This is a genomic window from Streptomyces sp. NPDC050535 (genome assembly GCF_044457665.1).
In the GTDB taxonomy this organism is placed as follows: domain Bacteria; phylum Actinomycetota; class Actinomycetes; order Streptomycetales; family Streptomycetaceae; genus Streptomyces.
This window is the reverse complement of record NZ_JBITHE010000005.1, coordinates 293,050-316,275: the sequence shown is the minus strand read 5'-3', so window position 1 is coordinate 316,275 and position 23,226 is coordinate 293,050. Positions and strand designations below refer to the sequence as shown.

Sequence of the window (23,226 nt, the reverse complement as noted above, 5' to 3'; positions counted from 1 at the left end):
GGCCGTTCGAGGGTTGACACATGGGGGGTGCTTACGCGTGGACCGGCTGGTCACGGGCAGATTTGTCGACACACGGAGGCCGGCTCGGACCCCCGCCGGACCGCACGGCCGCGGCCACACCCGGCCCGCGACCGCCCCCTGCCCGCGTCGGCATCCCACCCGTCCGTGCACATGCCGGGGCGCCGCCGCTCACCTCCACCGCGCGACGGCGCCCCCGAACTCGTAGAACTCCCGCCGGAGCCGCTGACTCGGCCCGGGACCCAAAACTCCTGGCGGAATCGCTGCCCCGGCCCCGAGGGCTGGAACTCGGTGGAACCGACGACGCGACGACCCGACGTCCTGGCACCCCGGCTCCCCGGCTCCCCGGCTCCCCGGGGGACTAGAGCTCCTTGCGGAACCCTTCCGTCGCCTTGAGGAAGATGTCGTTCGCCTCGGTCTCGCCGATCGTCACCCGGACCCCCTCGCCGGTGAACGGCCGCACGACGACCCCGGCCTGCTCGCAGGCGGCCGCGAAGTCGAGCGTGCGCTCCCCCAGCCGGAGCCAGACGAAGTTGGCCTGCGTCTCGGGCACCGTCCAGCCCTGGCCGCGCAGCGCCTCGACCACCCGGACGCGCTCCGACACCAGGGAGCCGACCCGGCCCAGCAGCTCGTCCTCGGCGCGCAGCGAGGCGACCGCCGCGTCCTGCGCGAGCTGGCTCACCCCGAAGGGCACCGCCGTCTTGCGCAGCGCCGCCGCCACCGGCTCGTGCGCGATCGCGAAACCGACCCGCAGGCCCGCCAGCCCGTACGCCTTGGAGAAGGTGCGCAGCACACACACGTTGGGCCGGTCGCGGTAGAGCGCCACACCGTCCGGCACCTCGGCATCGCGGATGAACTCGCGGTACGCCTCGTCCAGGACCACCAGCACATCGCCGGGCACCCGGTCGAGGAACCGCTCCAGCTCGGCCCGGCGCACCACGGTGCCCGTCGGGTTGTTGGGGTTGCAGACGAAGATCAGCCGGGTCCGGTCGGTGATCGCGTCCGCCATCGCGTCCAGGTCGTGCACCTCGCCAGGGGTCAGCGGCACCCGCACCGAGGTCGCCCCGCTGATCTGCGCGATGATCGGGTACGCCTCGAAGGACCGCCAGGCGTAGATGATCTCGTCACCCGGGCCGCTCGTGGCCTGCACCAGCTGCTGCGCGACGCCGACGGAACCGGTGCCGGTGGCCAGGTCCGAGAGGGGGACGGCGAAGCGCTCCGACAACTCGTTCATCAGACCGGTGCACGCCAGGTCCGGGTAGCGGTTGAAGGACGCCGAAGCGGCGGCCACGCTCTCCATCACGCCGGGCAGGGGCGGATAAGGGTTCTCGTTCGAGGACAGCTTGTACGCCACCCCGCCACCGGCCGCGGCGGGCTTGCCGGGCTTGTAGGTGGGGATACCCTCCAGCTCGGCACGCAGCTTGGGGCTCGTCTCGCTCACCGCAGTCCTCCTCGCGACCACCGACGGCTCATGACCACCACCGGCTACCAATACTCCTCACCTTATGAGGATTCGGCGCCGCTGCGAACGGCCTGTGGACAACCACCTCGCCGCCGGCGGAGCCCGAGTGATCATCCCCGTACGAAGGCGTACGAATGGGGGGCGCGCCACCCTTCGCGCCGCGCGCCGGTGGCTCACTCCGTGGCGCGCATCCCTCGTCAAGGTGAGTTGAGACCTCTTCGAGACATGGCCCTGTTGGCAGGCCTATGCGCGCCGACAAGTCACGTCTTGCCATTGGATCGTTCAACTGACTTTTTTTCTAAGGTAGTTGACCCATTTCGACCATGCAGAAACGTGCCTGTCAACGAGTGCATATGCGTCCGCACTACCCCACCGCATGAGCCCTACTATCGGCTCGCCATGACAGCAGCAGGGAAGCACCAGGTGAGCCGGGCGGAAACTACCCGCCGAGGCGGTCGGCCGGGCCGGGCGGGCATCAGAGACGTGGCCGCAGCCGCCGGAGTGTCCATCACGACCGTCTCCGACGCCCTCAACGGCAAGGGCCGGCTCCCGGACGCCACCCGACGCCATGTCCGCGAGGTCGCCGACCGGCTGGGCTACCGCCCGTCGGCCGCGGCCCGAACCCTCCGTACCGGCAAGTCGGGCCTCATCGGCCTGACCGTGACGACATACGGGGATGAACCTTTCACCTTCACCGAGTTCGCGTACTTCGCGGAGATGGCGAGAGCCGCCACCTCGGCCGCGCTGGCCAGGGGCTACGCCCTGGTCATCCTCCCCGCGACCTCGCGCCACGACGTGTGGTCCAACGTCGCCCTGGACGGAACCGTCGTCATCGACCCGTCCGACCACGACCCGGTCGTCAGCGAACTGGTCCGCCAGGGCTTACCGGTCGTCTCCGACGGCCGCCCGGCCGGCTCGCTGCCGGTCACCGCATGGGTCGACAACGACCACGAGGCCGCCGTACTCGGCATCCTCGAACACCTGGCCGACGCCGGCGCCCGCCGGATCGGCCTCCTCACAGGCACCACCACCGACACCTACACCCACCTCTCCACCACCGCCTACCTGCGCTGGTGCGAGCGCGTGGGCCAGGATCCGGTGTACGAGGCCTACCCGGCGCACGATCCGTGCGCGGGAGCCGTAGCGGCCGACCGGCTGCTCGCGCGCCCCGACCGTCCGGACGCCGTCTACGGGCTCTTCGACCCGAACGGCACCGACCTGCTCGCCGCGGCCCGGCGCTACGGCCTGCGCGTACCGGACGACCTGCTCCTCGTCTGTTGCAGCGAGTCCACCGTGTACGCCAACACCGAGCCGCCCGTCACCACGCTCTCGCTCAAACCGCGCCGGATCGGCACCGCGGTGGTGCAACTCCTCATCGACGCCATCGAGGGGGTCGAATCGGACCAACCGGTCGAGCAGGTGATACCGACCGAGCTGATCGTGCGGACCTCCTCCGAACGACGCCCGCCGCGGACGACGGTGAGTCCGCCCCGATCACCCGAGAAAGGCTGACGCCCGGTGCGGAGGGGCGGGCCAAGCTCCGCCCAATCCGGGCAAAAACCCCGGCGAACGGGGCTCCTGCTCCGATTCACCACCCCTGGGTCATCACATGGCGCGATCCGCATTCCTATGATGGGCCCACGACACCGCGGGCCGCTGCGACCAGGCAGTCCGATCCGGTGCAGATGCGGCGCGATGGTGGTGGAGGGGTCGATGACTCAGGGGGCCGGTCAGGGACCCGAGGCGCGGACGGCGACGTTGCGTGACTTCCGGGTGCCCGCGTACGTGCACGAGGCCGGTCCGTACGCACAGAGCACGCCACCCGACGAGGGACCGGGGCCGGGACCCGCCGCGGAGCCCGAGGGCTACACGCCGACACGGCGCGACCTGCCCGTGATCAACCGGGGTGACACGGTCCAGGTCGTCGTCGACCCCGCCGAGCCCGTGCCGGGCGGAGCCGACGGACCGGGCCCGCTGTACGTCGTGGGGGATGTGCACGGCTACCTCGACCAGCTCGTCGGCGCGCTCCAGGAGCAGGGCCTCGTCGACGCCGGGGGCAACTGGTCGGCGGGTACCGCGCGCCTCTGGTTCCTCGGCGACTTCACCGACCGCGGCCCGGACGGCATCGGCGTGATCGACCTCGTGATGCGGCTGTCCGCCGAGGCCGCCGCCGCCGGCGGCTACTGCAAGGCGCTCATGGGCAACCACGAGCTGCTGCTGCTCGGCGCCAGGCGCTTCGGCGACACGCCCGTCAACTCCGGCGCGGGCACCGCCACCTTCCAGGCCGCCTGGCTGCTCAACGGCGGCCAGAAGACCGACATGGACCGTCTCCAGGACCACCATCTGCAGTGGATGGCCCGCCTCGACGCCATGGAGCAGGTCGACGGACACCTGCTGGTGCACTCCGACACCACCGCCTACCTCGACTACGGCGACTCCATCGAGGCGGTCAACGACACCGTCCGCGAGACCCTCACCCGCAACGACGCGGACGAGTGCTGGGACCTGTTCCGCAAGCTCACCAAGCGCTTCGCCTTCCGCGACGACGGCGGCGCCGCGGCCGTACTCTCCCTGCTGGACATGTACGGCGGCTCACGCATCGTCCATGGCCACAGCCCCATCCCCTACCTCCTGGGCGACGTGGGCTCCGAGGACGGCGAGGACAGCACGGGCCCCGGAGTCGAAGGACCGCATCTCTACGCGGATGGACTCGCCATCGCGATGGACGGCGGTGTGACGATGGCCGGAAAACTGCTGGTCCAGCAACTTCCACTGGATACCTGAGGGTTCTCGGGGCAGGCATCCCACGGAGAAGGACTTCGCTGGCCAGAGGGCAATTTCTGGAAACCCCCTGTCACGGCGTGCCGTCACCGCTCTACCATCGGACTATCCGTAGCAGGCTCCCCTCCGTTTCTGCCCAACGGCTCGTCAGCGTGCGAGCCATCAGCCCTACGGAGCATCGGGGGATGCAGATGAACAGCGTTCCGCAGCACCTGCTGAGCGAGGACCGCCAGGACTACGAGCGGATCCTCGATGAGGCGCTGCGCTCCGCACCACACCACCCGGAACTCGCCGCTGTCGGCCAGCGGCTCAACCCGGAACAACTGCGCACCATGGCGCTCAACGCCACAGCACTCATCACCGTGGCCGCGGCAGCCGAGTACCAGCACTACGTGAAGGCCCGTGAGGAACTGCGCCAGCCGGCGCCGACCACCCCGTCCGTTCGCAAGGAAGCCGGCTCCGCCGAGCCGGGTTCGAGCGCGATGGGACTCGCGGCCACCGTGGGGGAGGTCACCGAGACAGCCGGAGCGGGCGCCATCGCCGTCGTCGCGGTGCTCGCCCCCGTCCTCGCCGGGACGGCCGCGGCGATATTCCTGCTCGTGGGGTACATCCTGAAAATGCTCGACCCCGAGCCGGCGTTCGCCAAGACCCTCCTGACCACCGGGTGGGTCTTCGGTGCGATCACGGCGGCCGCGATTCTGGTCGCCGCGGTCGGACTGCTGCTCGCCGCACTGCGCAACAGCTCGTCCTCGCTCCAGGCCGGAGCCCACGGCGAGCTCGACGAAGAGGTCGCCCGGGCCAGGGAAGCCTGGCGCGAGGCCCTTTTGGAGCGCGGCATCATGCCGTTCCTCCGAGAGGCTCTCGCCGACCCGGGCTCGACGGCACTCGGTCGTCCGTCGCCCACGCCGAGCGGCCGTATGCCGCGACTGGGCTACAACCGGCCGGGGTTCAGCAGCCCCGACGGCGGTCCGGCGGCGGCGCGCCCGAGTTTCTCGAGCCCGGACTTCTCCAGCCCGGACTTCGGGGGGCCCGAACACCAGCCGGAGTGACGCCCCGCCGGCCGACGGTCGGGGACGGTCACGTGACGGGGAACCGGGCCCGCGCCGCTTCGGCGCGGGCCCGTACCTCGTCGACCGCGTGCGCACGCACGGGCAGCCTGAGGCGTACGCATCACACGGCGGCCTCAGGCGTACGCGCGCACGTCGGCCTCAGATGTACGCACGTCGGCCTCAGACGATGCCCAGTTGCCGGGCCGCGGTCACCCAGGACGGGAACTGCGACAGCAGCCGGTCGTACAACTCCGGGTCCGGCAGGCCCTCGATGTCGTCGACGGCGAAGAACCCCACGTTGTCGACCCGCCTGCCCGGCAGCTGGTCGAACCGTTCCAGGACGCCGTAGTCGGACCGGCCCAGGCCCACGAACTGCCAGAAGACGGGCTCTTCCACCGCCTCCCGCAGCTCCCGCTCGATCTCCTTGTTGCGGTAGACGCCACCGTCGGAGAAGAACAGCACCAGCGTGGGATCGGCGGCCGGGTTCTCACGAACATACGTACGCACCTCGGCGATCACCTTCTGTTCCTCGTTCTGGATGCCGACCGCCCGCATGTCCACCTGCCCGGGCCGCAGCCCCTTGCGGGGCTTCCTGCTCCGCCGGAACAGGGTCAGCTCACCGACCCGGACATGCAGCTCCAGCCACTCCGGCAGTTCCCCCAGCGTCAGATCCGGCAGCCGGGCGGCCTGCGACGCGAACGTCCACGCCTGCATCACCCCGTCGTCGTCCAACTCCGCGGCGACCGCGGCCATCCGCTCCACCACGTCGGCCACGACGCCCTTGGAATACAGCCCGGACATGGATCCGGAGGCGTCAAGGACCAGCACGACCCGCGCTCCGACCCCCACCGCACCGTGCTTCCGCAGGCTGACCGCCACCTGCTCCTTGCGCAGGTCGAGCCGCTTGCGCATGTCCACGGGCAGCCGTTCCTCGCCCTTGGTGAGGCGCGGGCCTGACGGAGCGGGGGCCGGGGCGGGGGCCGGACGCGGAGCCGGGGCCGGACGGGGAGACGGAGTCGGAGCGGGCGGGGCCGTCGCGGTGTGCGTCGGAGCGGGCGCCCGGGCGGGTCGCGGAGTGGACTCCGGGGTGCGTGCCGGAACGGACGCCGGTGTACGCGTCGAACCGGACGCCGAGTTGCCGGCCGACGAGGCCGCCGCGGTGTCCGTCTCCTCGTCCACGCTGATACCGAAGTCGGTGGCCAGGCCCGCGAGTCCGGACGCATACCCCTGTCCGACCGCGCGGAACTTCCACCGACCGCCTCGCAGGTACAGCTCACCGCCGATGAACGCCGTCTCGCTCGTGGCCTCCATCTCGAAGTACGCGAGCTCGCTCCGCGTCCCGGCGTCGAGCAGCCGCAGTGTCAGCCCGGACAGCTCACCGAAGGTGCCCCCGTCTGCCGAGGCACACAGGACGACCCGCTCGATGTCCGGCTCCAGGGCACGCAGGTCCACCTCGACCGTGTCTGTCGTGACACCGGAGGCCTGCTGCTTCCCGAGGTGTCGTACGGCACGGGAGGCGTGCTGCGGCTGGTTGTAGAAGACGAAGTCCGCGTCGTCCCGCACCCGTCCACCCGCACCGAGCAGCAGCGCCGAGGCGTCGGCGTCCGGCGCGCCGGGCGCCCCGGACCAGCCGAGCACGGCGTGTACGGCCCCGGCGTCGACCGGAAGATTGGCGCCCTTGCTCATCGATGTGGATGTCATGCGCCAAGTCTGCCGAGAGAACCCGTCCGTATGGCAACGCCTGGACCGGTTGTCGGTACAACGCCTGGTACAGCTGTCGGTACAACGTCTCGACCGGCTGTCGGAACGTCGTCGGTGGTTTCCGTGCGGCCTTCGTGCCGTATCCGTGTCAGCACGTCGGCCTTCTCCGCGCCCCCGGCCGTGGTGACCGGGTCCGGGGGCGCGGAGAAGGAACGGGTGCCGCTTCCGGGTCAGTCCGCCATCGGCAGGTACACCCGGTTCCCGCTCGCCGCGAACTCCTTCGACTTCAGCAGCATCCCCTCGGCGACCTCCTCGGCGGACGCTCCCGCGGCGGCCGTGCCACCGAACTGCTCCGTGATGCTGTGGCTGATCTTCATCGAGCAGAACTTCGGCCCGCACATGGAGCAGAAGTGAGCCGTCTTGGCGGGCTCGGCCGGCAGCGTCTCGTCGTGGAACTCCCGTGCCGTGTCCGGATCGAGGGCCAGGTTGAACTGGTCCTCCCAGCGGAACTCGAAGCGGGCGTCGGACAGTGCGTCGTCCCAGTCCTGCGCGCCCGGGTGACCCTTGGCGAGGTCGGCCGCGTGGGCGGCGATCTTGTAGGTGATGACCCCGGTCTTGACGTCGTCACGGTTCGGCAGGCCCAGGTGCTCCTTGGGCGTGACGTAGCAGAGCATGGCCGTGCCCCACCAGGCGATCATCGCGGCACCGATGCCGGAGGTGATGTGGTCGTACGCAGGCGCGACGTCCGTCGTCAGCGGGCCGAGCGTATAGAACGGAGCTTCATCACAGATCTCCTGCTGAAGGTCGATGTTCTCCTTGATCTTGTGCATCGGGACATGTCCCGGGCCTTCGATCATGGTCTGAACATTGAAACGCTTCGCGATCCTGTTGAGTTCCCCGAGAGTCCTCAACTCCGCGAACTGCGCGGCGTCGTTGGCGTCCGCGATCGACCCTGGCCGCAGCCCGTCGCCGAGGGAGTACGTGACGTCGTACGCCGCGAGGATCTCGCACAGTTCCTCGAAGTTCTCGTAGAGGAAGCTCTCCTGGTGGTGGGCCAGGCACCAGGCGGCCATGATCGAGCCGCCGCGCGAGACGATGCCGGTCTTGCGGTTCGCGGTGAGCGGGACGAACGGCAGGCGCACCCCGGCGTGGACCGTCATGTAGTCCACGCCCTGCTCGGCCTGCTCGACGACCGTGTCCTTGTAGATCTCCCAGGTCAGCTCCTCGGCGCGGCCGTCCACCTTCTCCAACGCCTGATAGAGCGGCACGGTGCCGATCGGCACGGGGGAGTTGCGCAGTACCCATTCGCGGGTGGTGTGGATGTTGCGGCCGGTGGACAGGTCCATGACCGTGTCGGCGCCCCAGCGGGTCGCCCAGGTCATCTTGTCCACCTCCTCCTCGATGGAGGAGGTGACCGCGGAGTTGCCGATGTTGGCGTTGACCTTCACCAGGAACCGTTTGCCGATGATCATCGGCTCGATCTCCGGGTGGTTGACGTTCACGGGCAGTACCGCGCGTCCGGCGGCGATCTCCTCGCGTACGACCTCCGCCTCGACGTTCTCGCGGACCGCCACGAACTCCATCTCGGGCGTGATCTCGCCGCGACGGGCGTAAGCGAGCTGTGTCACGGCCTGTCCGGAGCGGCCCCGGCGCGGCTGGCGCGGCCGGCCAGGGAAGACCGCGTCGAGGTTGCGCAGGCCACCGCGCGGTGAGGTGTGCTTGATCCCGTCGTCCTCGGGGCGGACCGGGCGGCCCGCGTACTCCTCGGTGTCGCCGCGGGCGATGATCCAGTTCTCGCGCAGCGGCGCCAGGCCCCGGCAGACGTCGGTGTCGACGGCCGGATCGGTGTACGGGCCGGAGGTGTCGTACAGCGTGACGGACTGCCCGTTGGTGAGGTGTACCTGACGGACCGGCACCCGCAGATCGGGGCGCGACCCTCCGGCGTACGCCTTGTGCCAGCCGATGGACCGCCCGGCCTCACCGTTCGGCGACGGGGAACCAGCCCCGTCCGTCTGACTGGAGGCAGGCGTGCCTGTTACGTCCTTGTTGGTCATGAGACCTACTCCCTACGCCGGCATTACCCGGTAACAGGTTCGGCGGTCGACGCAGCGGCTTCCGTCTGGCCGATGTTTCATGTGAAACATCGCTACGACGAAGGTCAGCGCCCTCTCAGCCCGGTGCTCCGAGCTCCCGCGTGTGCAAAGGTGCCTCCACGCTAGCGTCACATCGGGCGCGCTGAACAGTGGGCCCCGTGCGTTCTTGCGATGATCGGTCGGTGACCACGACGCAGCAGCCTCCTATTCCGCCGTCCGAGCCGCCGCACGGACATGGCCCCGGCGACGGACACGGTCCGGGCGGTGGCGGGGGTCCCGGCGACGGCCAAGGACCGGGCAGCGGACGGGGATCCGGGGGCGGGCAGGGCCCGGGGGACGGCCACGGTCATTCGCACAGTCACAGCCATGGCCCCGCCGCTCCCGTCTCCAAGCACCTGCGCAAGGTCATCGGCGCGGTGCTGATCCCCTTCGCCGTCGCGGTCGTCGTGGGGCTCGTGGTGCTCTGGCCGGGCGGCGCACCCGGACACGAGCGCACCGGCGTCGGTTTCGACCGGCAGACCCAGCAGGCGACGGTCACCAAGGTCGACAAGGTGGACTGCGACTCCGCGAACGCCTCGGGGGAGACCCCGACCGGCGACACCTCCACCGCCGAGGGTTCCTCCGCGCAGCAGCAAGCGACGGGCGACTGCAAGAAGGCGACGATCCGGGTCGACACCGGCAGCGACAAGGGCCGTACGTTCACCGAGATCGTTCAGCCGGACCAGTCACGGCAGTTGCACGAGGGCGAGAAGGTCGTGGTCGCGTACGAGCCCTCCGCGCCCAAGGACCTGCAGTACTCCGTCAGTGACGTGAACCGCAAGATCCCGATGGCGGTGCTCGCCGGAATCTTCGCGCTGATCGTCGTCGCGGTGGGCCGGCTGCGCGGCGTCATGGCGCTGGTCGCGCTGGCCGTCAGCTTCTTGATCCTGACGTTCTTCATCCTGCCCGCGATCCTTCAGGGTTCGAACCCGTTGGTCGTGGCCGTCGTCGGGGCCAGCGCCATCATGCTGATCGCGCTCTACATGTGCCACGGCCTCTCGGCCCGGACATCGGTGGCGGTGATCGGCACACTGCTCTCGCTGCTGCTCATCGGCGTGCTCGGCTCGGTGTTCATCGACTGGGCCGCGCTGACCGGCAACACGGACGACAACACCGGTCTGATCCACGGCCTGTATCCGTCCATCGACATGAGCGGTCTGCTGCTCGCGGGCGTGATCATCGGTTCGCTCGGTGTACTCGACGACGTGACGGTGACGCAGACCTCCGCGGTCTGGGAGCTGCACGAGGCGAATCCGGCGATGGGCTGGCGGGGGCTGTACCGCGCGGGCATCCGGATCGGCCGTGACCACATCGCCTCGGTCGTCAACACGCTCGTCCTGGCTTACGCGGGCGCGGCGCTGCCCCTGCTGCTGCTCTTCTCGATCGCGCAGAGCAGCGTGGGAGCTGTCGCCAACAGCGAACTGGTCGCGGAGGAGATCGTGCGCACCCTGGTCGGGTCGATCGGCCTGGTCGCCGCCGTGCCGGTCACGACCGCACTGGCCGCCCTGGTGGTCTCCGCCGACCGTGCGGGGGGCGCGGTCCGGCCAGGGACTCCGGACGGCCCTGGGGAGCCTGTGGGGGCCGCCAGGACGCCGGTACGGGGTGGGAAGGGCCGCCGCCGCAAGCACTGAAGTCCCGCGGCTTCCAGGCGACTTGCCGGGAGCCGTGCGGCCGCTGTCCGCTCCGGGGCCGCCTCGGAGGAAGCGTTACGCCACTCTGGACCGAGGGTGACCGCTCAGCCCGCGCTCTGCTCCTCCGCCAGGATGCGGTCCAGCGCCTCGTCGAGATGGGTGTCGAAGTCGGCGAGGGCACGCTCCTGCCCGAGCGGCACCAGCTTGTCCGTCCGGTCGAGGAACGCCACGAGCGGCGCCGCACCGGACCGGAACAGCGCGTGGTCGCCGCCCACCTGAAGCCGGATCAGGACCTCGCCGAACGCGTCCGGGTCGGCGGGAGTGATGTGCACATCGCCGTCGCCACACGGCCGGCCCACGCCGTCGACCAGCAACTCCCGACCGAACGCCCAGGTCACGGGCGCGTCGCCGGGCAGATGAAAGGTCAGCCGCACCGCGTACGGATCACAGGTCTCGTATCGCAGTTCCACCGGAATGCGGAAGGAGAGCTCCTCCGACACCAGGAAGCTCATCATGACCTCTGCCTGTACCGACTCGCGCATCGCCTACCCCGGAGTTTGCCGTCGACTGGCCAGGAATCATCCCCCTGACACTGCTGGAATCTTGCTCAACGTATACGACGGATTACAAGGAGTGAGTTTTCAGATACTGATAGAGATGGCGAGTGTCCCCAGCAGCCTGCCGATTTCCCCTTGCAACTGGCGTGCTGCGGGGAGGAGTCGGTCCGCCTGGTGCGACGGCACGGAGATGGCCATGGTCGACGCGGTGTTGCCGACGGTGAGGGGAATCGCGGCGCAGACGGTGCCCAGGGCGTACTCCTGTCGCTCGATCAGGGGTTCCATCCGCCCTACGCGTTCCAGGCGTCGCAGCAGGCTGTCGCTGTCGCGCACCGTGTAGGGAGTGATCGACTGCACCGGATAGCGGTCGAGATGGTCTCTGCGTGCCTTCTCGTCCAGTTGCGACAGCAGACACTGGCCGATGGCGTGGGCGTGCCCGGTCTCCCGGAAGTCGGCCCACTCCTCGACCGCGGGATTGGCCGGGGTGTCGGCGACGCAGATCACCTCGATCTCGCCGTCGCGGTACGTCGCGTAGTACACGGGGACGCCGATCGAATCGCGCCAGTGCGCGAGCGCGTCGTTCATCGTGCTGCGACGTTTCTGCTGGGCTCCGCTGCTGCTCAACCGCTCGGCGGCCTCACCGAGCACGAACAGCCCCTTCTCGCGGCGCAGATACCCCTCGTGGGCCAGGGTGCGCAGCAGGTGGTACGCCGTCGGGAGCGCGAGCCCCGCCTCCCTGGCGAGCTGTTTGGCGGGCGCTCCGTGTTCGCGCGCGGCTACGGCCTCCAGGAGGCGCATCGCCCGCTGTACGGACCCGATGAGGGTGGTGGGATGCGGCTCCGGCGGCGCGGCCTCCGCCGGGGGTGTCCGCGCCCCGGAGAGCGCGGCTTGGGCGGTCGTGGGCGAGGGTGCCCGAGCCCCGGAGAGGGGAGTGCGTGCGGTGGCGGGCGGGGGGCGTGTCGCCGCGGTCCGGGTGTCCCGCTCGTCGGTCGGCGTGCGTGCGTCGGACGTCTCTGCGGGCGGCTTCTTCGCGGCGAGCGCCTCCGCGGGCGACGTGCGTGGCTGGGTCGGGGGGACGCGAGACCCCGCGGAGGTCCCGGACCGCTGGACGGGTGGAGCGTGTGATGCTGCGGGTGCGGTGTCAACCGTGGCCAAGGGGTACTCCCTGAGCGCGAGGGGGACCGCCCGTGCGGGGGGACACGGGAGGGAGTTGTGCGCTGCCCGCGAGGTCGGCCCCGCGTCGGGCCCCCGGACTTTAACCGCCCACCACCGCTCGCAGACGGCCCCACCGGGAAACTTCCCCCGGCCGAGGGAACCTCGGTTTCCCTTTACCGGCCCACCCGTTACCGATCGCTCACCCGCTCGCGCCGGCCCGTCGCCTCACCAGTCGCCGCGCGAGGACGAACTCGTCGTGAACTTCCTTACGACGTAGATCAGTCCGCCGACCAGCGCGACGAAGATCAGCGCCTTGAAGAGCAGGCCGATGACGAAGCCGACGACGGTCGCTATCAGGCCGCCGAACACCACGAGGGCGATGACCGGCACCGCGACCCACTTCACCCACCACGGCATACCGTTGAAGATCTCTCGCATCGCCCTTGTCCTTGCCTCTGTCAGCCCGTCGCCCCAAGTCCGGGGCAGTGATTCCGGGTTCTTCGATGTCCCGCGTTCGATGCTAGATCCGCGCGGGACCGGACGGGGGCCTCGGACCCCTTGTTCCCCCCTGACCGTTCCCCTAGGGAACCCTGAGACCGAACTCAGCTCTCGGGCGGAGAGAAGACCACCAGAACCCGCAGGTCCTCGGTGATGTGATGGAACTTGTGGGCGACTCCCGCGGGCACGTAGACGACGCTGCCCCGCGCCACCTGAGTGGTCTCCAGGCCGACCGTGATCGAGGCCCGCCCGCTCACGACGAAGTACACCTCGTCCTGCTGGTGCGGCCGCTGCGGGTCCTGCTCCCCCGCGTCGAGTGCGTACAGGCCGACCGACATGTTCCGCTCACGCAGAAACTGCAGGTAGGCACCGTCATTGGCGGCGCGTTCCGCCTCCAGTTCATCCAGCCGGAATGCCTTCATCGCCCTCGTCCGCTCTCGTACGCCGTCTGCTCTGTCCACAGCCGCGCTCGCCAGTCGATCTCTTCTGCCACGATCAGACACATGAAGAATTTCGTAGTCAAGACGATCGCCAACGCCGCGGCCCTGGCGATCGCCGTCTGGTTGCTCGACAAGATCACCCTGACCGGTGACAACACCGGCAAGGAGATCGGCACACTCCTGCTTGTGGCACTGGTGTTCGGCCTGGTGAACTTCCTTGTCAAGCCCGTCGTGCAGGTGCTGACCTTCCCGCTCTTCATCCTCACGCTCGGCCTGATCACTCTGGTGGTCAACGCCCTGATGCTGATGCTCACCTCGTGGCTGGCCGACAAACTGGACCTGAGTTTCCACGTCGAGGGCTTCTGGACCGCCGTGCTGGGCGGCTTGATCATCTCGATCGTGTCCTGGGCGCTCAACGTCGTCCTGCCCGACGGCAAGGACTGAGTGGTCCCGATGGCTTTCTCCGTCTGTTTCGTCTGCACCGGCAACATCTGCCGCTCCCCGATGGCCGAGTCCGTCTTCCGCGCCCGCGTCGAAGAAGCCGGGCTCGACGGCCTGGTCGAGGTCGACAGCGCGGGCACGGGCGGCTGGCACGAGGGCGACGGCGCCGACCCGCGCACCATCGCCGTCCTGGAAGCGGGCGGCTATGAGAGCGATCACACGGCCCGGCGGTTCCAGGTCTCCTGGTTCGCCCGCCTCGACCTCGTCATCGCCCTCGACTCCAGCCATCTAGAGGCCCTGCGCCGCCTCGCGCCCACACCTCAGGACGCGGAGAAGATCCGGCTGCTGCGGTCGTACGACCCCGACGCGGACGCCGATCCCGATGTCCCCGATCCGTATTACGGACATATCGAAGGCTTCACGGAATGTCTTGAGATGGTGGAGACGGCGAGCCGCGGACTGCTCGCCGCTGTGCAAGAGCAAGTGGAGGGACGAGCGGCATGACGTCAGGAGATTTCGTCACGGGTAGCGGTGACGGCACACGCGCGGTGCGGGCCGGACTGCCCGAACCCGTCAAGTACGAGCCGACGCTCCCGGGCCCGGTCTTCGCCGCGCACTTCCATCTGCCGGGGGAGCCCACCGGCCCGTACACCTACGGCCGTGACGAGAACCCGACCTGGACGCTCCTGGAGCGCGCCATCGGCGAGCTGGAGGCCCCGGAGCAGGGCGGCGTCGAGACGCTCGCCTTCCCCTCGGGCATGGCCGCCATCTCCGCGGTGCTCTTCTCCCAGCTGCGGGCCGGCGACATCGTGGTACTGCCGGACGACGGCTACCAGGTACTGCCGCTGGTGCGCGAGCAGCTGACCGCCTTCGGCATCGAGGTGCGCACCGCCCCGACCGGCGGCGACGCCCAGCTCGACGTGCTCGACGGCGCGAAGCTCCTGTGGATCGAGACCCCGTCCAACCCGGGTCTCGACGTGTGCGACATACGGCGGCTCGTCGCGGCGGCACACGCGCAGGGCATCCTCGTCGCCGTCGACAACACCCTCGCCACCCCCCTCGGGCAGCGCCCGCTGGAGCTCGGCGCCGACTTCTCCGTGGCCAGCGGTACCAAGATGCTCACCGGGCACGGCGACATCCTTCTGGGATACGTCACCGGGCGCGACGCGTCCGTGATGGCTCCCGTACGGCGCTGGCGGAAGGTCGTCGGCGCGATCCCCGGGCCGATGGAGGCATGGCTGGCCCACCGCTCGCTGGCCACCCTCCAACTGCGTGCCGACCGGCAGACCGCCACCGCCCTGACGATCGCCGAAGCGCTGCGGAACCGGCCCGAGGTGACCGGGCTGCGCTACCCGGGGCTCCCCGACGATCCCTCGTACAAGATCGCCTCGCAGCAGATGCGGCGCTTCGGGTGCGTGGTGTCCTTCACGCTGCCCACGCGCGCGCGTGCCGACCGTTTCCTCGAAGCCCTGCGGCTGGTGGACGACGCCACGAGCTTCGGCGGAGTGCGGTCCACGGCCGAGCGGCGTGGACGGTGGGGCGGGGACGCGGTACCCGAGGGCTTCATCCGTTTCTCCGCCGGCGCGGAGGATCCCGAGGACCTGGTGGCGGACGTGCTGCGGGCGCTCGACGAGTCCGAGGACTGAGGCCCGCACTCTCCGGACTCCGTCCTCACCGGACCGCGCCCTCACCGGACCAGGACGGGTTCTTCCTGAACGATCGGTGAGCAGGCGGCCCCACCCGTCCGGCTGCGGCTTCTGATGCCTCGCCAGGCAGAACGGACGGTCCGAGCCTCCCCCCTCGTGGCTCGGACCGTCCCGGTTCTCCGCGCGAAGAACCGCGCGCACAAGGCTAGTTGACTCAGTGTCAGTGTCCAATCACAGTAGCGACAGAGACCTATCGACATATTTATAGTTGGGGCTCCGGCGAGGTGGGCGGGAAGGGAGGGGGCATCGTGGATCTGGCGTTGCTACGCACGTTCGTGACGGTGCACCGGGCCGGTTCCTTCACCCGAGCCGCCGCACTGCTCGGACTCTCTCAGCCGGCCGTCACCTCGCAGATCCGCGCACTCGAGCGGCAGTTGGGCAGGCCCCTCTTCCTGCGCCAGGCCCGCGGGGTGACCCCCACGACCATCGGCGACGAACTCGCCCACAAGGCCGCACCGCATCTCGACGCTCTGGTGGAGATCACCGAGACCGGGCTCGACGAGGACTCCTCGTCGCGCACTCTGCACCTTGCCGGGCCGCCGGAGTTCACCGCTGAACGGGCCCTGCCCGCACTGACCGAGCTGACCGGCGACGACGGCCAGAGCCTGGCCCTGCGCGCCTCCTTCGGGAACGCCGAGGAAACACTGGAGGGGCTGGCCGCCGGACACCATGATCTGGCCATCACCACAGCCCAGCCGCGCGGGGCGCTGCTCACCGCGACTCCGCTCTGCGACGAGGAACACGTCCTGGTCGCCGCCCCGCGCTGGGCGGCCCTTATCGGTCCGGGCAAGCTGCGCCGCAAGGGCGCCCACGCACTGGAGAACTTCCCCGTCGTCGAGGTGCACGAGTCTCTTCCGCTCGTCGCCCGCTACTGGGCCTCGGTCTTCGACCGCCGCCCGGCGACCTCCGGCACCGTCGTCGTGCCCGATCTCCGCGCGGTACTCGCCTGTGCCGCCACGGGCGCGGGCCTCGCCGTGCTTCCCCGGTACCTGTGCGCCGCCGCCCTGGAACGCGGCGATGTCGTGGCGCTCCTCGATCCGGCGGTCCCCCCGCTGCGGACGTACTTTCTGGTGGTCCGCACCGGCACGCTGGCCATGCCGCACATCGCACGTGCGCACGAGTGGCTGCTGCGTGCCGCCGCCGACTGGTCGTGACATCACCCCGCGGGCCTTCTTGCCCCCTTCTGAGCCCTCTCCTGACGTCCTGGCGGCTTCGCGATGTTTCACGTGGAACCAACCGGGCCACATTCCTCCCATGACCGTCCGACCCGTGGTCAAGCGCACCGCCCGCGCCATCTTGCTGGACGGTGACGACCTGATTCTCATCAAGCGCACCAAGCCCGGTGTCGATCCCTACTGGCTCACACCGGGTGGCGGGGTCGAACCGGAAGACACGACTGTCGTCGACGCGCTCCACCGTGAAGTCCTCGAGGAACTCGGCGCCAAGGTCATCGACGTGGTGCCCTGCTTCGTCGACACCGTCGAGCACATCGGCCACGACGAGAGCTCGACCGGCGTGAAGGTGCAGCACTTCTTCGTCTGCCACCTGGAATCCATGGATCCGGCGCTGCGGCACGGCCCCGAGATGGATGAGCCGTGCGGCGAGTACGAGACGGTGCGGGTCCCGTTCACCCGGGTCGGCATCGCTTCCGTCCACCTCGTGCCGCTGTCCCTGCGGCACTATCTCGACGGGAACATCGAGGGCGTACGAGCGATGCACGCGCCTGACCTGGGCTGACGCTCTGTCGGGGTCACACCGAGTCGGACCGTGGGACCGCGGCTCCGCACTCAGTCCCCTGCTGCGACGAGCTCCTCCACCGCGTCGTGACGTATGCGGTCCGACGGCATACCGATGTCCCTGAGGACGTCCACCCCGCTGCGGATCATCCCGGGCGGACCCGAGAGGTAGGCGTCGAACTCGTTCCACGGCCCGTACTCGCGTATGACGTCGGGCAGTTGGATATGGGACTGCTGGTCGACCACCGGGCGTACCGCGAGCCACGGGTGGCTCTGCTGGAGCCGCAGCATCGTGTCGATGTCGTACAGATCATGATCGGTACGGGCACCGTAGAAGACCTCGACCGGGCGCCGCTCCCCGTGCTCGGCGACATCCTCGACAAGCGCCTTGATGGGCGCTATGCCCGTGCCGCCGCCCAGACAGAGCAGTCCGCTGTCGGTGGTGTGGTCGACGGTCATCGAACCGGCCGGCGGGCCGAGCCGGACGTTGTCACCGGGCCGGGCGCGGTGCACCAGGGCATTGGACACCCAGCCCGCCGGCACGGCCTTCACATGGAAGGACAGCAGCCCGTCGGAGCGGGGCGCCGAGGCGAACGAGTAGTGGCGCCAGATCCGCGGCCACCACGGCGTCTCCAGGCTCGTGTACTGCCCGGCGAGGAAGGGGTACGGCTGGTCGGGGCGGACGGTGATGACCGCGATGTCCGGGGTCCTGAGCTCGTGCGCGACCACTTCGGCGTACCACCAGGCCGGGGCTCGCAGTTCGTCCTGGGCCGCTGCGTCGATCATGACCTGGGAGATCGTCGTGTACGTGCGGACCCAGGCCGCCTCGGTCTCGGCGTCCCAGCTCGCCGAGGCGAACCGGCTGAGTGAGCCGATCAGGCACTCCCCGACAGCCGGGTAGTGCTCGGGCCTGGTGCCGTACTTACGGTGCCCACGGCCGAGGTTCTGGAGGTACGCGACGAGGACCTCTGTGTTGTCGATGTGCTCGGCGGCGGTCAGCAGCGCCTTGAGCAGCCGGTCCCGCTGGGTGTCCATCGCGGCGGGGAACAACGACCGCAGTTCCGGGTGGCGCACGAAGAGCAGCGCGTAGAAGTAGGAGGTGACCTTGTCGGCCACGGGACCGGCTTCGGCCATGGTCCGACGGATCAGTACGGCGTCCGGAGACGCCGCAGGAGTGGAGGGGGGACTCTGAGCGGGAACGCGTGGCTCCGGCGCCGGAGCGGGCCGCTCCGGGCTCGGGTGAGGCATCGGAGAGGCGTGGCCGGACTGCGCGAGGGCGTGTTCGGTACGCGCAGAGCCGGGTTGAGGCCCCGGATAGCCGTACTCGGGCCGTGCGGGGGCCGGTTGTTGCCGTACGGCTTCGGGTGCGGGACCTGACTGCGGTCGTACGGCCTCGGGTTCGGGCCTCTGCTCGCGGTGCGCCGCTGGGGCTGGTACCGCCTCGGGACGCCGGTGGTCAGTGGTCCCAGAGTGCTCGACGGCCCGTATTCGCTGCTGCGGGAGGGTGGCCTCGGCTGCTCCGGGAGTCCGTCCGGACGGCCCTGCGTCCGTAGGCCTGTTCTCGGTCGACCGCCCCACCGGTCGCAGCGCGGCCAGACGGCTCCCCTCCGCCTCCCGCTCTCCGTCTGCGGACGTCGGTGCGGGATCCTTGCGCGGTGTGAACCAGCCACTCCCGCCGTTGCCGCCGGAAGTGCCTTTGTCGGCCGACGTGGTGGTCGGAGCGTCCATGGTTGTGCCTCGCCTCGAACATCTTTCGGTCGGTCTGCGCACCTCCGCGGTCGGAAGATGCCTGCTTTCCCCGCAGACGGCTTGCTTTCTTTCCCGGTTCAGCCTCCGACGGTCAATGCGGCCACATTGAACCCGGGTTACCACTCCGTACGGACAAGTAAGGCAAGAATGTGACATTGGCCGCAGTCCCACCGCAGCATCCCACCCCGAGCCGAAGCCCAGCCGCATAACGGAAAATGCGGGTCTTCGATCTCTCCGTCCCGTTAGGCTGCATTGACGTGTGTTCGCGCCTCTACGTGACTTGCGTACATCACGGTGGACGCGAACCGGACTCGACCATACCGGCAGCCGCCTCATGCACAAGTCCCGCCCGCCTTCAGCACGAATTGGCGGTGCTCAAGCACCAATGGCCTCAATTGCCGGGCGCCGCGGGCCAATTCATGGGCGCTTCACAGTCTCAGCCCCACAGAGGAGTGGGTCACCGGACCGGTCGGATCCCGATCCGCGACGGCCTCTACGGATACCTGCACGGCACCGAACGCATCCCTGTGCGACAGCGAGTCACCCAAAGCCTCGCGGCCGGTCCTGACTCACCTCGAATTCTTCACAGAGCCGGTCCGCGATCTGCACTTTGACCGCAGCGCGAGAATCCCCGCCGGTTCCATTGAGTCGCTCGGCGAAGAGCACGGCCGAAAAGCGTGAGGTGTTTCACGTGAAACGTCCGCCCGCGCGCCAGGTTGATCGCCTGCGACCTGACCAGAGGCGCGTACGTCCACCCGCAAACAAGTGGACGTCGCGGGCACGGGTCAGGCAGCCTGACCTGAGTGTCGACACCCTCCCTCGCCTCTCTGCCCATCCGCCGCCTGACGCATCGTGATCTCATCGCATGCGCCGACCTGTCCGAGGACCGTGGCTGGCCCCGTGAGGAACACAAGTGGGGCCTCCTCCTCACTGCCGGAACGGGATACGGCATCGACGATCCCGACGGCGGACTCGTCACCGCCTGTGTCGTGACCGAGTACGGACCGCGTGAGCGCCCCGAGTTGGGCGCGATCGGCATGGTGCTCGTCGCCGAACGGCATGCCCGCCAGGGAGTCGGCCGGCGCCTGATGCGGCATGTCGTCGAGGTGATGGGCACCATCCCACTGACGCTGCATGCCACGCCGTACGGCCGTCCCCTCTACGAGGAGTTGGGATTCAAGGCCACCGGCCGGGCCGAGATGGTCCGAGGTGACTTCACCCCCGCCGGGCCGACCTCCAAGGTCTTCACGCGCCCGGCAACGGCCGCGGACCTGACCGCGATCCTCCGGCTCGACGAGGAAACCTTCGGGTGTGACCGTACTCATGTGATCACTCGACTGCCCGCCTTCTCGGACCAGCTGCGCGTCGCCGAGGACAGGGGCCGGATCAGCGGATACGCGGCCGCGTGGCCCAACATGGACAACCACGTGGTAGGTCCGCTGATCGCCGGTGACACGGAGACAGCGAAGGCGCTCATCGCCTCACTGGCCGCCCGCACCGACGGCCCTTTGCGCACCGACATCGATGTACGGCACGAAGAGCTGCTGTCCTGGGTGAAGGAGCACGGCCTCGTGTCCGCCGGCTTCAACTCGGTGATGACGTACGGGATCTCGGAACTGCCCGGGGACTGGACACGACGCTTCGCTCCACTGACGGTGGCGGCCGGCTAGCGAACGGCGACGGCCTGAAGCAGGCAACGGCGAAGCGCCGGCCCCCGGGGTGGAGGAGACCGGCGCTTCCGCGCTGAATCGCCGTCAGGCGAGAGCCGCCACACCGGCTCCGGCGAAGCCATGGTCCTGGTCCGGCGCACCGCCGCCGACGCCGACGGCACCGATGAGCCGGCCCTCGCGGTGGACCGGCACACCGCCCGCGATGAACAGGAGCGGGCGGTCGAGCGCGGTGGGCAAGGTGTGGAAGAGGCCGCCGGGCTGAACCGCCTCGACGAGGTCCGCGGTGGCCGAGTTCAGCTGGAGTGCCGTGTAGGCCTTGCGGGTGCTGGTCTCGCCGGAGATCAGCACGGCCTGGTCATCGCGTCGGAAGGCGAGCAGGTGACCGCCCGCGTCGAGAACGGTGACGCTGACCCGCACTCCGGCCGCTTCCGCGGCACGGCGGGCCGCGGTGACGAGAACCTCGGCGTCCTCAGTGGTCAACGGGGCAACTGCGGTGGTGGTGCTCATGGGGGTGTTTCTCCTTGTGAGGGGGTGCTCGGTGGTTCGTGCTGCGTGATTCGTGCTGGGTGATTCGTTCTGGGTCACAGCGGCTGATGCCGAGACAAGAGGACGCGGGGACGGCCCTGGCCCCGCACCAGAGCCCGGCGCTGGTCAGTGGGGGACGGCGGTCCGCCGCTCGGCGGGCGTGCCACCGGTGACGACGGCGCTGCGAGCAGTGGTGCGGCGCTCCAGGGCGGCCGAGACGACCGCGAGGACGAGCGCGCTCGCGGCGAGGACGGCGCCGACCCAGTTGGGCGCGGTGTAGCCCATGCCCGCTGCGATGACGATGCCGCCGAGCCAGGCCGACAGGGCGTTGCCGAGGTTGAAGGCGCCGATGTTGACGGCCGAGGCGAGCGTGGGTGCGCCGTGCGCCTGGTCGAGGACGCGCTTCTGGAGCGGCGGCACGGTGGCGAACCCGAGAGCGCCGATCAGCGCGATCGTGACGGCCGCGAGGAACTTGTTGTGCGCCGTGACGGTGAACAGGGCGAGCACGATGGCGAGGCCGCCGAGGGACACGTACAGCATGGGCATCAGCGCGCGGTCGGCGAACTTGCCACCGATCAGGTTCCCGCCGACCATGCCGAGGCCGAAGAGGACCAGAAGCCAGGTGACGGACCCGTCCGCGAATCCTGTGACGTGCGTCATCATCGGCGCGATGTAGGTGATGGCCGCGAAGACCCCGCCGAACCCGAGCACGGTCATCGCCATGGCCAGGAGGACCTGGACGTTCTTGAAAGCGGCCAGCTCGTGGCGGAGGTGCACGCCTTCGGGCTTGGGCAGTTCGGGGACCAGCTTCGCGATGCCCAGCAGCCCGACCACTCCGAGCAGGGCCACACCGGCGAAGGTGACACGCCATCCGGCGGACTGTCCGATCAGCGTGCCCAGCGGGACACCGACCACATTGGCGACGGTCAGACCGCTGAACATCATGGCGATCGCACCGGCCTTCTTCTCCGGGGCGACCAGTTCGGCGGCGACCACAGAGCCGATGCCGAAGAAGGCACCGTGGGCGAGGGAGGCCACCACTCGGCCGGCCAGCATCAGCCCGAAGTTCGGGGCGGCGGCGGAGAGCAGGTTGCCGAGCACGAACAGCCCCATCAGCAGCATCAGCATCCGCTTGCGGGACACCTTCGTGCCGAGCGCGGTCATGATCGGGGCGCCGATCACCACGCCGAGGGCATAACCGGTCACCAGTAGTCCGGCGGTGGGGATGGATACACCGAAGTCACCGGCGACCTCGGGCAGCACACCCATGATCACGAACTCGGTGGTTCCGATTCCGAAGGCCCCGATCGCGAGGGCCAGAAGCGCGAGAGGCATGGTGGGGTAACACCTTCCAGAAGATTGCCGGAGCTCTTTGCCTGCGTTCACAATAGTTGCATGCGCGGGTTATATGCAAGGGCGGGCTATTGCGATGGTGCTCTATCCTGGGTTCAGTCGCTCCGGGACGGAGGAAACGCCATGACAGCCACGGACCCCGCGCTCACCGCCCTCGCACAGGGCTGGTGCGCCCTCTCCCTGCTTCACGGGAGGATCGAGGCCCACATCGAGCGCGCTCTACAGGCCAAGCACGGTCTGAGCGTGCGGGAGTACTCCCTGCTGGACGTGCTCAGCCGGCAGCACGACGGCGAGGGCGGACACCTCCAGATGAAGCAGGTCGCGGACGCGGTCGTCCTCAGCCAGAGCGCCACCACCCGCCTGGTAACCCGGCTCGAGGACCGCGGGCTGCTCTCGCGCTACCTGTGCCCGACCGATCGCCGCGGCATCTACACGAACGTCGGCGAAGCGGGCCTGACCCTCCTCGAAGCGGCGCGGCCCACCAATGACTCCGCCCTGCGCGAGGCGCTCGACGAGGCGGCCCGTAACCCCGAACTGGCCCCGCTGGTCCGGGTCGTGGAATCGGCGAGCGTGCCCGCCTGAGCGGTACGCACGGGTGAGCCCACTTCTCGTAGGGTGCGGC

21 protein-coding genes and 1 riboswitch are annotated in these 23,226 nt (G+C 69.4%); of the genes, 11 read left to right on the top strand and 10 right to left on the bottom strand.

From position 1 onward, the window contains the following. Positions 1-379: 379 nt before the first annotated feature. The gene (gene hisC, locus ACIBLC_RS14555) at positions 380-1,459 is read right to left on the bottom strand and encodes a histidinol-phosphate transaminase (protein WP_399211250.1); all 1,080 of its coding nucleotides are present in this window, start codon (positions 1,457-1,459) and stop codon (positions 380-382) included. A gap of 420 nt (positions 1,460-1,879) precedes the next feature. Between hisC and ACIBLC_RS14550 the strand changes: the two genes are divergently transcribed. The 3 genes from ACIBLC_RS14550 to ACIBLC_RS14540 all read left to right on the top strand — a co-directional run bounded on the left by ACIBLC_RS14550 (position 1,880) and on the right by ACIBLC_RS14540 (position 5,310). Next, the gene (locus ACIBLC_RS14550; RefSeq protein WP_399211248.1) at positions 1,880-2,992 is read left to right on the top strand and encodes a LacI family DNA-binding transcriptional regulator; all 1,113 of its coding nucleotides are present in this window, start codon (positions 1,880-1,882) and stop codon (positions 2,990-2,992) included. A 201-nt stretch (positions 2,993-3,193) separates the two neighbouring features. Beyond that, positions 3,194-4,264, top strand: coding sequence for a metallophosphoesterase (locus ACIBLC_RS14545; protein WP_399211247.1), 1,071 nt, complete (start codon positions 3,194-3,196; stop codon positions 4,262-4,264). Positions 4,265-4,446: 182 nt separating this feature from the next. Then, positions 4,447-5,310, top strand: a complete 864-nt coding sequence (locus ACIBLC_RS14540) for a hypothetical protein (RefSeq protein WP_399211246.1) — start codon at positions 4,447-4,449, stop codon at positions 5,308-5,310. A gap of 180 nt (positions 5,311-5,490) precedes the next feature. Here the strand turns inward: ACIBLC_RS14540 and ACIBLC_RS14535 are convergent, their stop codons facing one another. Continuing rightward, positions 5,491-7,011: a VWA domain-containing protein gene (locus ACIBLC_RS14535; RefSeq protein WP_399211245.1), complete on the bottom strand. Its 1,521-nt coding sequence runs from the start codon at positions 7,009-7,011 to the stop codon at positions 5,491-5,493. A gap of 230 nt (positions 7,012-7,241) precedes the next feature. Continuing rightward, positions 7,242-9,065, bottom strand: coding sequence for a phosphomethylpyrimidine synthase ThiC (gene thiC, locus ACIBLC_RS14530; RefSeq protein ID WP_399211244.1), 1,824 nt, complete (start codon positions 9,063-9,065; stop codon positions 7,242-7,244). Then, positions 9,058-9,215: riboswitch (TPP riboswitch) on the bottom strand. It overlaps the preceding gene by 8 nt. A gap of 71 nt (positions 9,216-9,286) precedes the next feature. Between thiC and ACIBLC_RS14525 the strand changes: the two genes are divergently transcribed. Then, a complete protein-coding gene (locus tag ACIBLC_RS14525) occupies positions 9,287-10,774 on the top strand; it encodes a YibE/F family protein (RefSeq protein ID WP_399211243.1) in 1,488 nt (495 codons plus the stop codon). Positions 10,775-10,878: 104 nt separating this feature from the next. On the opposite strand, the gene ACIBLC_RS14520 is transcribed toward ACIBLC_RS14525, so the two are convergent. The 4 genes from ACIBLC_RS14520 to ACIBLC_RS14505 all read right to left on the bottom strand — a co-directional run bounded on the left by ACIBLC_RS14520 (position 10,879) and on the right by ACIBLC_RS14505 (position 13,406). Continuing rightward, entirely contained in the window at positions 10,879-11,316 is a 438-nt protein-coding gene (locus tag ACIBLC_RS14520; protein WP_399211242.1) for an SsgA family sporulation/cell division regulator, read from the bottom strand. A 99-nt stretch (positions 11,317-11,415) separates the two neighbouring features. Further along, positions 11,416-12,150 carry an IclR family transcriptional regulator gene (locus tag ACIBLC_RS14515; protein WP_399211421.1) on the bottom strand — a complete coding sequence of 245 codons (735 nt, stop codon included), beginning with the start codon at positions 12,148-12,150 and terminating at the stop codon, positions 11,416-11,418. 561 nt (positions 12,151-12,711) lie between these two features. Continuing rightward, positions 12,712-12,924, bottom strand: coding sequence for a DUF5326 family protein (locus ACIBLC_RS14510; protein ID WP_365440758.1), 213 nt, complete (start codon positions 12,922-12,924; stop codon positions 12,712-12,714). A gap of 164 nt (positions 12,925-13,088) precedes the next feature. Then, the gene (locus ACIBLC_RS14505; RefSeq protein WP_399211241.1) at positions 13,089-13,406 is read right to left on the bottom strand and encodes a cupin domain-containing protein; all 318 of its coding nucleotides are present in this window, start codon (positions 13,404-13,406) and stop codon (positions 13,089-13,091) included. Positions 13,407-13,487: 81 nt separating this feature from the next. Here ACIBLC_RS14505 and ACIBLC_RS14500 point away from each other — a divergent pair, with 81 nt between their 5' ends. The 5 genes from ACIBLC_RS14500 to ACIBLC_RS14480 all read left to right on the top strand — a co-directional run bounded on the left by ACIBLC_RS14500 (position 13,488) and on the right by ACIBLC_RS14480 (position 17,308). Next, a complete protein-coding gene (locus tag ACIBLC_RS14500; protein ID WP_399211240.1) occupies positions 13,488-13,868 on the top strand; it encodes a phage holin family protein in 381 nt (126 codons plus the stop codon). A gap of 9 nt (positions 13,869-13,877) precedes the next feature. Further along, positions 13,878-14,369 carry a low molecular weight protein-tyrosine-phosphatase gene (locus tag ACIBLC_RS14495; protein WP_399211239.1) on the top strand — a complete coding sequence of 164 codons (492 nt, stop codon included), beginning with the start codon at positions 13,878-13,880 and terminating at the stop codon, positions 14,367-14,369. Further along, positions 14,366-15,511: a cystathionine gamma-lyase gene (locus ACIBLC_RS14490; protein WP_399211238.1), complete on the top strand. Its 1,146-nt coding sequence runs from the start codon at positions 14,366-14,368 to the stop codon at positions 15,509-15,511. The genes ACIBLC_RS14495 and ACIBLC_RS14490 overlap by 4 nt, the downstream gene beginning before the upstream one ends. A 308-nt stretch (positions 15,512-15,819) precedes the next feature. Next, positions 15,820-16,725: a LysR family transcriptional regulator gene (locus ACIBLC_RS14485; protein WP_399211237.1), complete on the top strand. Its 906-nt coding sequence runs from the start codon at positions 15,820-15,822 to the stop codon at positions 16,723-16,725. 100 nt (positions 16,726-16,825) lie between these two features. Beyond that, positions 16,826-17,308 (top strand): NUDIX domain-containing protein, encoded by a 483-nt coding sequence (locus ACIBLC_RS14480; protein WP_399211236.1) that lies wholly within the window; start codon positions 16,826-16,828, stop codon positions 17,306-17,308. A gap of 50 nt (positions 17,309-17,358) precedes the next feature. Here the strand turns inward: ACIBLC_RS14480 and ACIBLC_RS14475 are convergent, their stop codons facing one another. After that, entirely contained in the window at positions 17,359-19,035 is a 1,677-nt protein-coding gene (locus ACIBLC_RS14475; RefSeq protein WP_399211234.1) for a globin domain-containing protein, read from the bottom strand. An 824-nt stretch (positions 19,036-19,859) separates the two neighbouring features. Here ACIBLC_RS14475 and ACIBLC_RS14470 point away from each other — a divergent pair. After that, positions 19,860-20,726, top strand: a complete 867-nt coding sequence (locus ACIBLC_RS14470) for a GNAT family N-acetyltransferase (RefSeq protein ID WP_399211232.1) — start codon at positions 19,860-19,862, stop codon at positions 20,724-20,726. Between the two features lie 84 nt (positions 20,727-20,810). Here ACIBLC_RS14470 and ACIBLC_RS14465 read toward each other — a convergent pair whose 3' ends face one another. Together ACIBLC_RS14465 and ACIBLC_RS14460 are read right to left on the bottom strand one after the other, a co-directional pair. Next, positions 20,811-21,233, bottom strand: coding sequence for a heme-binding protein (locus tag ACIBLC_RS14465; RefSeq protein ID WP_399211231.1), 423 nt, complete (start codon positions 21,231-21,233; stop codon positions 20,811-20,813). Positions 21,234-21,377: 144 nt separating this feature from the next. Next, positions 21,378-22,586, bottom strand: a complete 1,209-nt coding sequence (locus ACIBLC_RS14460) for an MFS transporter (protein WP_399211230.1) — start codon at positions 22,584-22,586, stop codon at positions 21,378-21,380. Positions 22,587-22,727: 141 nt separating this feature from the next. Between ACIBLC_RS14460 and ACIBLC_RS14455 the strand changes: the two genes are divergently transcribed. After that, positions 22,728-23,186: a MarR family winged helix-turn-helix transcriptional regulator gene (locus ACIBLC_RS14455; protein ID WP_399211229.1), complete on the top strand. Its 459-nt coding sequence runs from the start codon at positions 22,728-22,730 to the stop codon at positions 23,184-23,186. Positions 23,187-23,226 lie beyond the last annotated feature (40 nt).

Coding starts and splice junctions, on each gene's coding strand:
- ACIBLC_RS14550 (WP_399211248.1), top strand. CDS start 1,880: ATGACAGCAGCAGGGAAGCACCAGGTGAGCCGGGCGGAAACTACCCGC.
- ACIBLC_RS14545 (WP_399211247.1), top strand. CDS start 3,194: ATGACTCAGGGGGCCGGTCAGGGACCCGAGGCGCGGACGGCGACGTTG.
- ACIBLC_RS14540 (WP_399211246.1), top strand. CDS start 4,447: ATGCAGATGAACAGCGTTCCGCAGCACCTGCTGAGCGAGGACCGCCAG.
- ACIBLC_RS14535 (WP_399211245.1), bottom strand. CDS start 7,011: ATGACATCCACATCGATGAGCAAGGGCGCCAATCTTCCGGTCGACGCC.
- thiC (WP_399211244.1), bottom strand. CDS start 9,065: ATGACCAACAAGGACGTAACAGGCACGCCTGCCTCCAGTCAGACGGAC.
- ACIBLC_RS14520 (WP_399211242.1), bottom strand. CDS start 11,316: ATGCGCGAGTCGGTACAGGCAGAGGTCATGATGAGCTTCCTGGTGTCG.
- ACIBLC_RS14510 (WP_365440758.1), bottom strand. CDS start 12,924: ATGCGAGAGATCTTCAACGGTATGCCGTGGTGGGTGAAGTGGGTCGCG.
- ACIBLC_RS14505 (WP_399211241.1), bottom strand. CDS start 13,406: ATGAAGGCATTCCGGCTGGATGAACTGGAGGCGGAACGCGCCGCCAAT.
- ACIBLC_RS14500 (WP_399211240.1), top strand. CDS start 13,488: ATGAAGAATTTCGTAGTCAAGACGATCGCCAACGCCGCGGCCCTGGCG.
- ACIBLC_RS14495 (WP_399211239.1), top strand. CDS start 13,878: ATGGCTTTCTCCGTCTGTTTCGTCTGCACCGGCAACATCTGCCGCTCC.
- ACIBLC_RS14490 (WP_399211238.1), top strand. CDS start 14,366: ATGACGTCAGGAGATTTCGTCACGGGTAGCGGTGACGGCACACGCGCG.
- ACIBLC_RS14480 (WP_399211236.1), top strand. CDS start 16,826: ATGACCGTCCGACCCGTGGTCAAGCGCACCGCCCGCGCCATCTTGCTG.
- ACIBLC_RS14475 (WP_399211234.1), bottom strand. CDS start 19,035: ATGGACGCTCCGACCACCACGTCGGCCGACAAAGGCACTTCCGGCGGC.
- ACIBLC_RS14465 (WP_399211231.1), bottom strand. CDS start 21,233: ATGAGCACCACCACCGCAGTTGCCCCGTTGACCACTGAGGACGCCGAG.
- ACIBLC_RS14460 (WP_399211230.1), bottom strand. CDS start 22,586: ATGCCTCTCGCGCTTCTGGCCCTCGCGATCGGGGCCTTCGGAATCGGA.
- ACIBLC_RS14455 (WP_399211229.1), top strand. CDS start 22,728: ATGACAGCCACGGACCCCGCGCTCACCGCCCTCGCACAGGGCTGGTGC.